The sequence below is a fragment of the Comamonas sp. BIGb0152 genome (assembly GCF_024809975.1).
In the GTDB taxonomy this organism is placed as follows: domain Bacteria; phylum Pseudomonadota; class Gammaproteobacteria; order Burkholderiales; family Burkholderiaceae_C; genus Comamonas.
This window is the reverse complement of record NZ_JANUDY010000014.1, coordinates 61,286-73,623: the sequence shown is the minus strand read 5'-3', so window position 1 is coordinate 73,623 and position 12,338 is coordinate 61,286. Positions and strand designations below refer to the sequence as shown.

Here is a 12,338-nt window from a genome sequence, read left to right as displayed (position 1 = left end):
GCTTCTTGGGTGCTGCGCCATGCAAGCAAGCTGCCATTGCGGTGATGGCAAGCCCGCTCGATCAGGCGCCAGGCGAACGCAAGCGATCACAAAGCTGTTGCACGATGCCCGTCACCAAGGCGCGGTCGGCAGGCGCCAGCTCGGATAGCCATGCACTGATGCGCATGGCTTGGTCATCCGGGGCGGTGGAGCTTTGGGCAAGCAGGTCGCCGATGCTCACCCGCAGGATCGATGCGAGGCTCTCCAGCGTGTGCAGCGACGGCACAGACGCGCCTCTTTCAAAGCGGCTGATGGTCTCAGGCTCCACTTGCAGGCGCTCTGCCAACTGCGCCTGGGTCCATTGGCGTGACTTACGCAGCTCCGCGATGCGGAGTCCCAATAGCTGGGCCAAGGGCTTCTCGGCAAGCTTCTTATTGATCATATCTGTCTAGTTCAAATCCAACAGATATGGTTGTGTCTTGCAGTGGAATGGGCCAGAATTCAATTTGTGGAATCCAATGTAATTTCGCTATAAGCATTGCTGCAATTAAAGGCTGATACGTGACTTGTGACAGGGCACTGGCAGTGCATCAATGCGATGGCAAGCACACGGTTTAGTGCCACCGAAACGAAAGGAGTCAGCGCCATGACAGACACCCAGCAGGAAACAGGAAAGAGCGAGTCCGCCAAAGAGATGCGCTTGAAAGAGCGGTCCCTTCAAGTCGGCAACCCAGAAAAATGCGCTCATCACCCCGATCAAACGCCCCCTGCGCGACGCCGATTCAGGCCCATCCAGCTGTGGATCTGTCTGCTGTTTTTCATAGAAGGGATTTTGGGATGGTGGGTGCTGGGATGGCCTGCACTGATGCTCTGCGTTCTTGGAACTGTGTATATGGCCCAGACAGCCCGGCGGTCACAAGCGCAGGCGGGCGCTGAGCGGGCAAGCAAAGCGGATCCATAGTGCGCGCTGTATGCGCAGGCTGGCAGGTGGCTGCGCGCAGGTCAGCGGGTAGGAAGACGATAAGGGCGATGAAGGATTGTGTTGCTGGTCCTCGGGGTTTGCCCAGGGGCTTAGAGGCGCGGCAGCGGCCGAGATGTCAACAAATCTCATCTCCGCCATGGATGCAGTTTTTATTCCAGACTAAGCGCTACGATAGTTACAAATGACTACGCCTTCACCAAGATCATCTGCCCCGGCTGGGACACGACTTCAGGACTTGCTGCCCTTGAATTTGTGGAAGCTCCTTGCCAGGCACGACATTACAACGTTGGAACAAGTCGAGCAGTTGTACCCCGCAAAACTTTTGAAGATTCACTACCTCGGGCCGGTGCGGTTCAGGCAGATCGAGGAGTACCTTTTCCCGGGGCGGCGGTACGAGCCGCCGGCACGTGAGCCACTGGATATCGGTGAACTGGACGGTACGCCCCTCGAAGGGCGGGTGACGCGGCGGATACTGCTTACGCTCAGAAGGCATGGGATCAAAACCGTGGAGCAGCTGGTGGCCGCCTACCCCTTGCGGCTGGTGGAGATCACAGGCTTTGGCATCAAGGCCCTGCGCGACGTGGAAGCCATCTTCTTCGACGGTCAGCGTTTTGAGCCGATGAAAACACGCAAAGCCATCCAAAGAACGCAAAAGCAAAGATGACTATGATGTCATCAAGATGCCAAATGATTCCGCCTCTCCACCCTCCACGCCCTTAGACGGAAAGCTCCCGTTTCAGGTGATACGGATTCTGGCTCGCAGTGGGATCCATACGGTGGAGGCCGTGCAGAAGGCCTACCCACTGGACTTGTTGGCGATCAAGGGTATTGGCTTGCTGAGGCTGCGCAAGATTGAGAAAGCGGTGATGCAAGGCAAGACCTACATCCCATCGCATGCGCTGCCGCCCATCCCCTTTGTCTCCGGCTCATCCCTCAATGGCGTGCTGCCCGTGTCTGTGGTGCGTGCGCTCGCGCGCGGCGGCATCACCACCCCTGAGCAATTGCGCGCCGCCTATCCCCTGGACCTGCTGAAAATACGCTCGCTGGGCGAAGGTTCGCTGCGGGAGATAGAGCGGGTCTTTTTTGCAGGCCAGCGCTATGAACCGCCAGGCAGCGGCAAGATTCGCTAGTGGCGTGACCACGGGCAACGCTTGTTGCTTGTGTCCGAGCCAGCCATAGGCGGGGCCCAAGGCTTTGCACGCTGCCGGCTTCAAAACTCCAGGTTGTCGATGAGCCGCGTGCTGCCCAGCCGCGCCGCACCCAGCACCACCAGCGGTGCGCTGGCCCGTTCATCGGCTTGGGGGGGCAGCAGGTTGTGGCGCTGGCGCACTGCCAGGTAATCGGGCTCCCAGCCCTGGGCCCGCAGCGACTGCATGGCCTGGGCTTCCAGATCATCCAGGCTGCCGGGCGCTTGGCGCGCTGCGGCGGCCAGCGCCTGCAGCGCTCGTGACAAGGCCATGGCTTGCTGGCGCTCTGCGGCGCTCAAATAGCCATTGCGCGAGCTGAGCGCCAGGCCGTCGTCTGCACGCGCAGTGGGCATGCCGATGATCTCGATGGGCAGCGCAAACTGCGCCACCATGCGGCGGATGACCATCAGCTGCTGGTAATCCTTCCAGCCAAAGATGGCAGCGCCCCCGCCGGTGCTGCCAAACACGCAGCTGAACAGCTTCATCACGACGGTGCAGACGCCGGTGAAAAAACCGGGGCGGAACTCGCCCTCCAAAATATCGGCCAGCGCAGGATCGGGCTGCACCTTGAACAGCTGGGGCTCGGGGTAGAGGTCTTTCTCGCGCGGGGCAAACAGAATGTCGCAGCCCGCCTGCTGCAGCTGGGCGCAGTCGTTGTCCCAGGTGCGGGGGTAGCTGTCGAAGTCCTCCGTGGGCAAAAACTGCAGGCGGTTGACGAAGATGCTGGCCACCGTGACCGCGCCGTGGCGCTTGGCCGCGTGCACCAGCGAGATATGGCCTGCGTGCAGATTGCCCATGGTGGGTACAAAGGCGGGCCGGCCGCGCTCGGCCAGGGCTTGTCGAAGTTCTGCGATGGTGTGCGTGATTTGCATGGTGGGCATCCGGTCCTGTGGGCTGCAAGGCGGCGGCAGGCGCAGCGAGCGCACAGCATAGCAGCAGCCCGCCTGGCCACGCGCGGCAGGCGCTTGGCCTATAATTTTCCAGGCGCTGGCGCTCCATCTGCGCATGGGCCCGCTGCTGCGGCCCCTGGCCTGTCGAATTTCGGCCTCTGCACCACCCATGGTGCAGGGGCTTTTCCCTTTTGTTGTCTGCGGCTTGCGCGGGCAAACACGCTTTGCTTTTTTTCGTCCGATTCCCCCGTCGGATCTGGTCTTTATGTCATCTGCATCTTCCATCCTGGGCATCGATTTCGGCACCTCCAATTCGGCCATGGCGTTCAAGCCCGATCTGGCTGCGCCCGGAGCTTCCAGCTTGTTGCCGGCCGAGGGCACATCGCTGGCCATGCCCACGGCCGTGTTCTTCAACACCGAAGACCACCGCACGCACTATGGCCGCGATGCGGTGGCCCGCTATTTGGAGGGCACCGAAGGCCGGTTGATGCGCTCCCTCAAAAGCCTGCTGGGCAGTGCCTTGATGCAGGAAAAAACGGTGGTGCATGGCAAGCTCATGGCCTACCAGGACATCGTGGCGCTGTTTGTGCAGCAGCTGGCGGCCACGGCCCAGCGCCAGATCGGGCACCTGCCCGCGACCGTGGTCATGGGCCGGCCGGTGCATTTTGTCGACGAGGATGCCGGGCGCGACCAGGCGGCGCAAAACGCGTTGCTGCATGCGGCGCAGGCGGCCGGCTTCAAGGATGTGCGCTTTCAGCTGGAGCCGATTGCCGCGGCACTGGACTACGAGCAGCGCATTGCCGACGAGGCCCTGGTGCTGGTGGTCGACATTGGCGGGGGTACCTCGGACTTCACCGTGGTGCGCCTGGGGCCAGCGCGCAAAAACAAGCCCGACCGCAGCGGCGACATTCTGGCCACCACCGGCGTACACATCGGCGGCACCGATTTTGACCGGCGCCTGAGCCTGCTCGCTGCCATGCCGCTGCTGGGCCTGCAGCACATGGGCCCGGGGGGCCGCGAGGTGCCCAGCGCGGTGTTCCATGACTTGTCGACCTGGCACCTGATCCAGTGGCTGTACAGCCCGCAGCGCCAGCGCGAGGTGCAGGCGCTGCGCAGCAACTACAGCGATACGGTCTTGCATGACCGGCTGCTGCGCCTGTTGCAAGAGCACTGGGGCCACCGCCTGGCCAATGCGGTGGAAGAAACCAAGATCGGCCTGTCCAACCACCAAAGCGTGCAAAAGCTGCAGGTCGATTGGCTGGAGCAGGGCCTGAGCCCTGAGGTCTGGCCTGCCGATCTGCAGCAGTGCCTGCAGGCCTTGCTGGCGCAGGTGGCGCAATGTGCGCTGGACTGTGTGCAGGCTGCCGGCTTGCAGCAAGGGCAGATCGATGCGATCTACCTGACGGGCGGCTCCTCGGCGCTGCAGCCGCTGCGCGCGGCGTTGGCGCTGGCCTTTCCCGATACCCCGCAGGTCGAGGGCGACTTGTTTGGCGGCGTGGCCGCTGGCCTGGTGCACGGCCAGGCGCTGTGATTTTCTAAGACGCGTTTATTGGCGCTCAGTCATCGCCTTGCTCGGCATCGCGCTTCCAGCCCAGGGCCGTGTCATACAAGGCATTGCGGGGCGCGCCGGTAATGTCGGCGGCCAGTTTGACGGCGGTCTTGGTCGGCAGCTCGGCCAGCAGCAGGGCCAGCACCCGGTGGGCTTCGCCCAGCCCGTCTGACTGCACGGCCTGCGGGTGCAGCAGCAATGCAAACTCGCCCTTGCTGCGGTGCGGGTCGGCGGCCAGCCAAGCGGGCACATCGGCCGCCGGCATGGTGGCGATGTCTTCAAACTGCTTGGTCAGCTCGCGGCCCAAGGTGATGGGCCGGTCTTGCAGCACGGCCAGCGCCTGGGCCAGGTCGGCAATGCGGTGGGGTGCCTCCAGCAGCACGAGGGTGCGCGGGTCTTGCGCCAACTGCGCAACCGCCTGCTGGCGCTCCTGGGCTTTGGTGGGCAGAAAACCGATAAACGCAAAACCGCTGCTGGCGCCTTCGCCCCCCACGGCACCGGCGGCGCTGACCAGGGTGGTGACGCTGCTGGCGCCAGGCAGGGGGCTGACACGCAGGCCGGCGCGCGCCACGGCGGCGGCCAGGCGCGCGCCGGGATCGCTGACGCCGGGGGTGCCGGCATCGCTCACATAGGCAATGCGCTGGCCCTGCTGCAGGCGGTGGATGACTTGCTCGGCGGCCTCCGCCTCGTTGTGTTGGTGCACCGCAATCAGCTGGCCCCCCGACTTGCCAACCCCATAGGCGCGTAGCATGCTGTGGGTGTGGCGGGTGTCTTCGCAGGCGACGGCATCGACCAGTTCCAGCACATGCAGCGCACGCAAGGTGATATCGGCCAGGTTGCCGATGGGGGTGGCCACCACATACAAGGTGGAGGCGGGGTAGTGCTGGGTGCCGGCCGCAGCCTGGGCTGCTTGCAAAGCGGAGGTGAAAGATGCAGACACCGTGGAAAATCCTTGAAAAATGGCGTGGCCAAAGCCCGCCTGCCGCAGCGCCGATGGCCATCAGCGAGGGAGCGGAAACCAGCAAGCTGCTTGGCCAGAAGGCAGAAGATGCCGCGCTCCATTATCTCCAACAACAGGGGCTGCGCCTGCTGGCGCGCAATTACCGCACGCCCGGGCGCGGCGGTGGCGAGATCGATCTGGTGATGCAGGAGCGCGATGGCACGGTGGTGTTTGTGGAGGTGCGCCAGCGCCAGCATGCGGGCTTTGGCGGCGCGGGCGGCAGCATTGGCGTTGCCAAGCAGCGGCGCATTATTTTGGCAGCCCGGCACTACCTGGCTGCGCAGCGCCAGCAGCCTGCCTGCCGTTTTGATGCCGTGCTGGTCGAGCAGGGCATCGTCTGGCTGCGCGCTGCCTTCGATGCCTCGGAAGGCAGCTGACCGAAGACGTGGGTCTTTGCGGCCCCGTGTGGCCAGGACAAGAAAAGTCATCATCCGGACCCGAGGGGGAAACCTGCCAAGGTTATCATCGGGCCTCCATGCTAGAGCAACACATCCAACAGCACTTTATCGATAGCGCCGATCTCCACTACCAGGTGTCACAGGAGATGAGCGAAAGCGTAGCTGGCGCCGTCTACGCGCTGCTCGCCTGTGTGACCAGCGGCAACAAGGTGATGTGCTGCGGCAATGGCCTGTCCTGGGCACAGGCGGCGCAGTTTGCCGCCATGTGCGTCGGCGGCATGGAGCGCGAGCGCCCCGAGCTGGCCGCGATGGTGCTGGACAACGGCGCCCTGGCGCAGGCCCAGCTGGGCAGCAGCCTCACGGCCGAAGGCCTGTCGCATTCTCTGGCGCGCCAGGTGCGAACTTTGGGCCAGCCCGGCGATCTATTGCTGGTCATCAGTGCCGATGGCCATGACCGTGCGCTGCTGGGCGCGGTGGACGCGGCCCACGAGCGCGACATGTCGACCGTGGTGCTGACCGGCCGCACGGGCGGCCTGCTGGCCAATGCCCTGAATGACACCGATGTGCTGATGCGCGTGCCGCATGACCGCAGCACCCGGGTGCGCGAGGTGCACCAGCTGGTGCTGCACTGCCTGATTGACGGAATCGATACCCAATTGTTAGGAGAAGAGGAATGATGCCTGTGTCTTGGAAGCGAATGACCCTGTGTCTGGTAGCGGCTGGAACGGTCGCTGCGGCTGTCTCGGGTTGCATTCCCCTGGTGATCGGCGGCGCCGCAGTGGGCGGCACCGTGATGGTGATTGACCGCCGCACGGCCGGAATCCAGGTGGAAGACGAAAGCATTGAGATGCGGGTGGCCAGCGCCATCCGCGAGCGTGCGGGCAACGACGGGCATATCAATGTCACCAGCTACAACCGCCAGGTGCTGTTGACTGGCGAGGTGCCCAGCGAGGCCGTCAAGCAAAAGGCCGAAGAAGCGGCCAAGGCCACGCAGAACGTGAAGTCCGTCGTCAACGATGTGGCCGTGATGGCCAACTCCAGCCTGTCGCAGCGCTCCAGCGATACCCTCATCACCGGCAAGGTGCGCGCCAGCATCATCGATGCCAAGGACCTCAGCTCCAGCGCCATCAAGGTGCTGACCGAGCGCAATGTGGTCTACCTGATGGGCCGCGTGACAGAGCGCGAATCCAAGCGCGCCGCTGAGATTGCCCGAGGCGTGGCCAATGTGCAAAAGGTGGTGCGGGTGTTTGAGATCCTCAGCGAGGATGAGCTCAAGTCGCTGAGCAACAACCGCAGCACCGGCAATGCCGCGCCGGTGGTGAACGACAGCAGCGCTGCGGCCATCAGCACCCAGCCTGCCACGGTGGTTCCCGCGCCTTCTGCCAGCCCGGCAGCCCCTGCGGTGGCGCCCGTGTCTACCGGCGTGACCACCTCCCCGGTCAACACCACCCCGGTGCAGCCGATCAACGATGGTTTCACGACCAAGCCCTGATCGCCACCCCCGCAAGCAAAAAGGCCGCAGATGCGGCCTTTTTTGCGTGTGAAGGGCGGGATCAGGCCTTCTTGCCCAGGCGGGTAATCAGGCTGGACGTATCCCAGCGGTTGCCACCGGCTTGCTGCACATCGGCGTAGAACTGGTCGACCAGGGCGGTCAGCGGCAGGCGCGAGCCATTGCGCTTGGCCTCGTCCAGCACCAGGCCCAGGTCCTTGCGCATCCAGTCCACGGCAAAGCCAAATTCGAACTGGCCCTGCACCATGGTCTTGCCGCGGTTCTCCATCTGCCAGCTTTGGGCGGCGCCCTTGCTCACCACATCCAGCACCTGGGCCATGTCCAGGCCGGCATTCATGCCAAAGGCAATCGCCTCGGACAGGCCTTGCACCACACCGGCGATGCAGATCTGGTTGACCATCTTGGCCAGCTGGCCTGCGCCGCTGTTGCCCAGCAGGGTGCAGGCGCGGGAGAAGGCCATGGCCACGGGCTTGATGGTGTTGAACACGGCTTCGTCCCCGCCGCACATGACGGTGAGCTGGCCGTTGACCGCACCGGCCTGGCCACCCGAGACGGGGGCATCGATAAAGTGCAGGCCCTTGGCCTGGGCGGCGGCGTACAGCTCGCGGGCCACATCGGCCGAAGCCGTGGTGTGGTCGACAAAGATGGCGCCGGGCTTCATGCCGGCCAGTGCGCCATCAGCGCCCAGCACGACCGAGCGCAGGTCATCGTCATTGCCCACGCAGCAAAACACGATGTCGGCGCCAGCGGCTGCCTCGCGCGGTGTGGCTGCATGGCGGGCTGCCTTGGAGCTGGCAAATTCGGTGCACCAGCTTTGCGCTTTTTGCGCCGTGCGGTTGTAGACGGTAACCGCGTGGCCGGACTGGGCCAGGTGGCCTGCCATGGGGTAGCCCATGACGCCCAGGCCCAGAAAGGCGACGTTCAGGGAAGGGACGCTGTCATAGCTGCGCGCTTGAATACTCGATGCCATTGCGGTGACTCCAAAAAGAGCGGCACCCAGGGCGGGCCTGGGTGCCGTGTAGCTGAAAACCCAAAACGCTGACAGCTTAAACGATTGTCAGGTGCTCCGTGCCCTCGGCCAGATCGCTGCGCTTGGCGCGCTGGCTGCCCAGCTTGATCTGCAGGCGCAGGTCGTTGACCGAGTCGGCGTTGCGCAGTGCGTCTTCGTAGGTAATCATGTTGGCCTCGTACAGGTCAAACAGCGCCTGGTCAAAGGTCTGCATGCCCAGGTTGCGGCTCTTCTTCATGATCTCCTTGATCTCGTTGACCTCGCCCTTGAAGATCAGGTCCGAGATCAGCGGCGAGTTCAGCATCACCTCGACGGCGGCGACGCGGCCCTTGCTGTCCTGCTTGCTCAAAAGGCGCTGCGAGACCAGGCCGCGCAGGTTGAGTGACAGGTCCATCAGCAGTTGCGCGCGGCGCTCTTCGGGGAAGAAGTTGATGATCCGGTCCAGCGCCTGGTTGGCGCTGTTGGCGTGAAGCGTGGCCAGGCAGAGGTGGCCGGTTTCGGCAAAGGCCACCGCGTGCTCCATGGTCTCGCGGTCGCGGATTTCGCCCATCAAGATCACATCAGGGGCCTGGCGCAAGGTGTTTTTCAACGCCGCTTCCCAGGTGTCGGTGTCCAGGCCCACTTCGCGCTGCGTGACGATGCAGTTCTTGTGCGGGTGGACAAATTCCACCGGGTCTTCGACGGTGATGATGTGGCCGTAGGAGTTCTCGTTGCGCCAGTCGACCATGGCCGCCAAGGTGGTGGATTTGCCCGAACCGGTTGCCCCCACCATGATGCACAGACCGCGCTTGGCCATGGCCAGGTCCTTGAGCACCTGGGGCACGCCCAGCGTGTCAATGGTGGGCAAGGTCAGCGGAATGGTCCGCAGCACCAGGCCCACATGGCCTTGCTGCATGAAGGCGTTGACCCGAAAGCGCCCGATGCCGGCGGGCGAGATCGCGAAATTGCATTCCTTGGTTTTTTCGAACTCGGCGACCTGCTTGTCGCTCATGATCGAGCGGGCCAGGGTCAGGGAGTGGGTGGGCGACAGCGGCTGGCTGGAGACCTTGGTGACCTTGCCATCGATCTTGATGGCCGGCGGAAAGTCTGCGGTAATGAACAAATCGCTGCCATTGCGCTGCACCATCAGCTTCAACAGGTCGTTGATGAACTTACTGGCCTGATCCCGTTCCATGACAATCCTCTCTGGGCACCGTTATTGTTGCTGCTGCAACAGCTGCCGGGGAGGATCTGCCGGGCTGAGAGGCTCAGGGCTCGATCCGGGCGCTTGTCTGCCGCAGTCGCGTGGAGAGTTTGCGCGTGAACAAGGCCAGCAAATAGGCGGCCGTGGACGCATCCAACTCCATCATGGCGTCCAGTGTATCGGCCTTCAGCACAGCCAGTGCACAGTCGGTGCTCGTGGTGCATGAAGAAAAGCGGGGACTGCTGTCAAACAGAGACATTTCGCCCAGCACCTCGCCGGGGTGGGTGTCGGCCAGGTGCACGGTTTGGCCGTTGGCCAGTTGCCGATCGACCCGTACCTGGCCGCTCAGCACAATCAGCAGGTAATCGCCCAGCTCACCTTGCTGGATCAGGGTTTGATCGGCCGGCACCTGGTAGAACTCCAGGTACTGCACCATCTGGTCGATAAAGGGGGACTGGAGCAGGGACAGCGCGGCATCCTGGGCCCAGACCATGCGCAGCGCGGTGGCCGGATCGGCAGGTGCCAGCAACTGGGCGTGGATGGCCTTGCGGCGCTGGCTCCACAGCACATAGGGCACTTGCGTGGTGCTGGCCTGCTGGAAGCCATGGAGGAAGAATCCGGTATCAGCCTCGGCGGCATCGTCTGCCGGGGACGCGCAAAGCAAGCGGTTCATGGCCCAGGGTCTCCTTTGATCCCATAAAGCATAAAGGGCGCCAGCGGTACTGGCAATTACCGCTGGTGCCCATCGTGCAACCGTTTGTCAGTTGGCGAATGAATAAGCCGTTAACCCGGGAAGTTCTCCGGCGTCTTGGCCTTGCTGCGCGCCTCGGCCGGGCTGATCACATTGCGGCGCACCAGGTCGGTCAGGTTCTGGTCCAGGGTCTGCATGCCCATATTGCTGCTGGTCTGGATGGTCGAGTACATCTGCGCCACCTTGGCCTCGCGGATCAGATTGCGGATGGCCGGGGTGCCCAGCATGATCTCGTGCGCGGCGACCCGGCCCTGGCCGTCCTTGGTCTTGCACAAAGTCTGGGAGATCACGGCCTGCAAAGATTCGGACAGCATGGCGCGCACCATTTCCTTCTCTTCGGCCGGGAAGACGTCGATGATCCGGTCCACCGTCTTGGCGGCGCTGGAGGTGTGCAAGGTGCCAAACACCAAGTGGCCGGTTTCTGCGGCCGTCATCGCCAGGCGGATGGTTTCCAGGTCGCGCATTTCGCCCACCAGAATCGCGTCCGGGTCCTCACGCAGTGCCGAGCGCAGCGCGGCGTTGAACGACAGGGTTTGCGGGCCCACTTCGCGCTGGTTGATCAGGCATTTCTTCGACTCATGCACGAATTCGATGGGGTCTTCCACGGTCAAAATGTGGCCGTATTCGTTTTCGTTCAGGTAGTTGACCATGGCAGCCAAGGTGGTGGACTTGCCCGAGCCGGTGGGGCCCGTTACCAGCACCATGCCGCGCGGCTTGAGCGACAGTTCTGCAAAGATCTTGGGGGCGTTGAGCTGCTCCAGGGTCAGGATCTTGCTCGGAATGGTCCGGAACACGGCGCCCGAACCCCGGTTTTGGTTGAAGGCGTTGACGCGGAAACGGGCCAAGCCCTCGATCTCGAACGAGAAGTCGACTTCCAGGAATTCTTCGTACTGCTTGCGCTGGGCATCGCTCATGATGTCGTACACCATGGCGTGGACTTGCTTGTGGTCCAGTGGATCGACATTGATGCGGCGCACATCGCCGTGGACCCGGATCATCGGCGGCAGGCCGGCAGACAAGTGCAAGTCAGACGCTTTGTTTTTGACACTGAATGCCAGCAATTGGGTGATATCCACGGCAGTTCCCTCGTTGTTTTGGTACGCTTTGCGTGCAAGGCCTCGTTTTCAAAACGTTCTAAGGCCGTGCATATTTTTACATTATGAGCACGATTCCCGAAAAAATTCAGCAGGTTCGCCTGCAAATCGACAACGCCTGCCGTGCCTGTGGTCGGCCTGACAACAGTGTCCAGCTGCTGGCCGTCTCCAAGACCTTTGGGGTCGACGCCATTGCCGAAGCTGCCGAGGCGGGCCAGCGCGCCTTTGGCGAAAACTACATCCAGGAAGCGGTCGAGAAGATCCGCTACTTTGCCGAGCACGATGCCTGGAAGGACCAGGGCCTGGTCTGGCACTGCATTGGCCCGATCCAGAGCAACAAGACCCGCCTGGTGGCAGAAAACTTTGACTGGGTGCACACGGTGGACCGGCTCAAGACGGCCGAGCGCCTGTCTGCCCAGCGGCCCGCCCAGCTGCCGCCGCTGCAGATCTGCATCCAGGTCAATGTGGATGGCGGCAGTACCAAATCCGGCGTCGCCCCGGGCGACGTGGCTGCGCTGGTGCAGCAGGTGGCCCAGCTGCCGCAACTGCAGCTGCGGGGCGTGATGAGCATCCCCGATGTGCTGCCCGACTTTGCCGCGCAGCTGGCCGTGCACCAGCGGGTCAAGGCCGTGTTTGACGATATCGCCGCGCTGGGCCTGCCGCAGCTGGCGCAGTGGGACACCCTCTCGCTGGGCATGACCGCCGATCTGCAGGCCGCCGTGCAGGCCGGATCGACGATGGTGCGCGTGGGCAGCGGCATCTTTGGCCAGCGCGACTACGGCAGCCCGCGCTGAATGAACACCGCG

The 12,338-nt window shown here is 63.3% G+C and carries 14 protein-coding genes and 1 pseudogene; 8 read left to right on the top strand and 7 right to left on the bottom strand.

Features of this window, described 5'->3' with window-relative positions:
• Positions 1 to 61: 61 nt before the first annotated feature.
• Positions 62 to 421, bottom strand: coding sequence for a helix-turn-helix domain-containing protein (locus M2375_RS21430; protein ID WP_259170285.1), 360 nt, complete (start codon positions 419 to 421; stop codon positions 62 to 64).
• Positions 422 to 625: 204 nt separating this feature from the next.
• Between M2375_RS21430 and M2375_RS21425 the strand changes: the two genes are divergently transcribed.
• The 3 genes from M2375_RS21425 (at position 626) to M2375_RS21415 (ending at position 2,091) form a co-directional block, all read left to right on the top strand.
• Positions 626 to 940 (top strand): hypothetical protein, encoded by a 315-nt coding sequence (locus M2375_RS21425; RefSeq protein ID WP_259170284.1) that lies wholly within the window; start codon positions 626 to 628, stop codon positions 938 to 940.
• A gap of 265 nt (positions 941 to 1,205) precedes the next feature.
• The gene (locus M2375_RS21420) at positions 1,206 to 1,625 is read left to right on the top strand and encodes a helix-hairpin-helix domain-containing protein (RefSeq protein ID WP_259170283.1); all 420 of its coding nucleotides are present in this window, start codon (positions 1,206 to 1,208) and stop codon (positions 1,623 to 1,625) included.
• 112 nt (positions 1,626 to 1,737) lie between these two features.
• Positions 1,738 to 2,091: a hypothetical protein gene (locus M2375_RS21415; protein ID WP_259170282.1), complete on the top strand. Its 354-nt coding sequence runs from the start codon at positions 1,738 to 1,740 to the stop codon at positions 2,089 to 2,091.
• An 80-nt stretch (positions 2,092 to 2,171) separates the two neighbouring features.
• On the opposite strand, the gene panC is transcribed toward M2375_RS21415, so the two are convergent.
• Positions 2,172 to 3,020 carry a pantoate--beta-alanine ligase gene (gene panC / locus M2375_RS21410; protein WP_259170281.1) on the bottom strand — a complete coding sequence of 283 codons (849 nt, stop codon included), beginning with the start codon at positions 3,018 to 3,020 and terminating at the stop codon, positions 2,172 to 2,174.
• A 283-nt stretch (positions 3,021 to 3,303) separates the two neighbouring features.
• On the opposite strand from panC, the gene M2375_RS21405 reads away from it, so the two are divergent.
• Positions 3,304 to 4,569, top strand: coding sequence for an Hsp70 family protein (locus M2375_RS21405; RefSeq protein ID WP_259170280.1), 1,266 nt, complete (start codon positions 3,304 to 3,306; stop codon positions 4,567 to 4,569).
• 25 nt (positions 4,570 to 4,594) lie between these two features.
• Here the strand turns inward: M2375_RS21405 and rsmI are convergent, their stop codons facing one another.
• Positions 4,595 to 5,527, bottom strand: coding sequence for a 16S rRNA (cytidine(1402)-2'-O)-methyltransferase (gene rsmI, locus M2375_RS21400; protein WP_259170279.1), 933 nt, complete (start codon positions 5,525 to 5,527; stop codon positions 4,595 to 4,597).
• Positions 5,528 to 5,580: 53 nt separating this feature from the next.
• Here rsmI and M2375_RS21395 point away from each other — a divergent pair, with 53 nt between their 5' ends.
• The 3 genes and pseudogenes from M2375_RS21395 to M2375_RS21385 form a co-directional block, all read left to right on the top strand.
• Complete coding sequence (locus tag M2375_RS21395) at positions 5,581 to 5,964, top strand: YraN family protein (protein WP_259170303.1); 384 nt, start codon at positions 5,581 to 5,583, stop codon at positions 5,962 to 5,964.
• A 98-nt stretch (positions 5,965 to 6,062) separates the two neighbouring features.
• Complete coding sequence (locus M2375_RS21390; protein WP_259170278.1) at positions 6,063 to 6,662, top strand: SIS domain-containing protein; 600 nt, start codon at positions 6,063 to 6,065, stop codon at positions 6,660 to 6,662.
• Positions 6,662 to 7,324, top strand: a pseudogene (locus M2375_RS21385) (BON domain-containing protein); the annotation flags it as partial. The gene M2375_RS21390 and the pseudogene M2375_RS21385, both read left to right, overlap by 1 nt.
• A gap of 214 nt (positions 7,325 to 7,538) precedes the next feature.
• On the opposite strand, the gene M2375_RS21380 reads toward M2375_RS21385, so the two are convergent.
• The 4 genes from M2375_RS21380 to M2375_RS21365 all read right to left on the bottom strand — a co-directional run bounded on the left by M2375_RS21380 (position 7,539) and on the right by M2375_RS21365 (position 11,514).
• Positions 7,539 to 8,465, bottom strand: a complete 927-nt coding sequence (locus M2375_RS21380) for an NAD(P)-dependent oxidoreductase (RefSeq protein WP_259170277.1) — start codon at positions 8,463 to 8,465, stop codon at positions 7,539 to 7,541.
• A 76-nt stretch (positions 8,466 to 8,541) separates the two neighbouring features.
• The gene (locus tag M2375_RS21375) at positions 8,542 to 9,678 is read right to left on the bottom strand and encodes a PilT/PilU family type 4a pilus ATPase (protein ID WP_259170276.1); all 1,137 of its coding nucleotides are present in this window, start codon (positions 9,676 to 9,678) and stop codon (positions 8,542 to 8,544) included.
• Between the two features lie 73 nt (positions 9,679 to 9,751).
• A complete protein-coding gene (locus M2375_RS21370; protein WP_259170275.1) occupies positions 9,752 to 10,360 on the bottom strand; it encodes a cyclic nucleotide-binding domain-containing protein in 609 nt (202 codons plus the stop codon).
• A gap of 110 nt (positions 10,361 to 10,470) precedes the next feature.
• Positions 10,471 to 11,514: a type IV pilus twitching motility protein PilT gene (locus M2375_RS21365; protein WP_259170274.1), complete on the bottom strand. Its 1,044-nt coding sequence runs from the start codon at positions 11,512 to 11,514 to the stop codon at positions 10,471 to 10,473.
• 83 nt (positions 11,515 to 11,597) lie between these two features.
• Between M2375_RS21365 and M2375_RS21360 the strand changes: the two genes are divergently transcribed.
• Positions 11,598 to 12,326 carry a YggS family pyridoxal phosphate-dependent enzyme gene (locus M2375_RS21360; protein WP_259170273.1) on the top strand — a complete coding sequence of 243 codons (729 nt, stop codon included), beginning with the start codon at positions 11,598 to 11,600 and terminating at the stop codon, positions 12,324 to 12,326.
• The last annotated feature ends 12 nt before the right edge of the window (positions 12,327 to 12,338 follow it).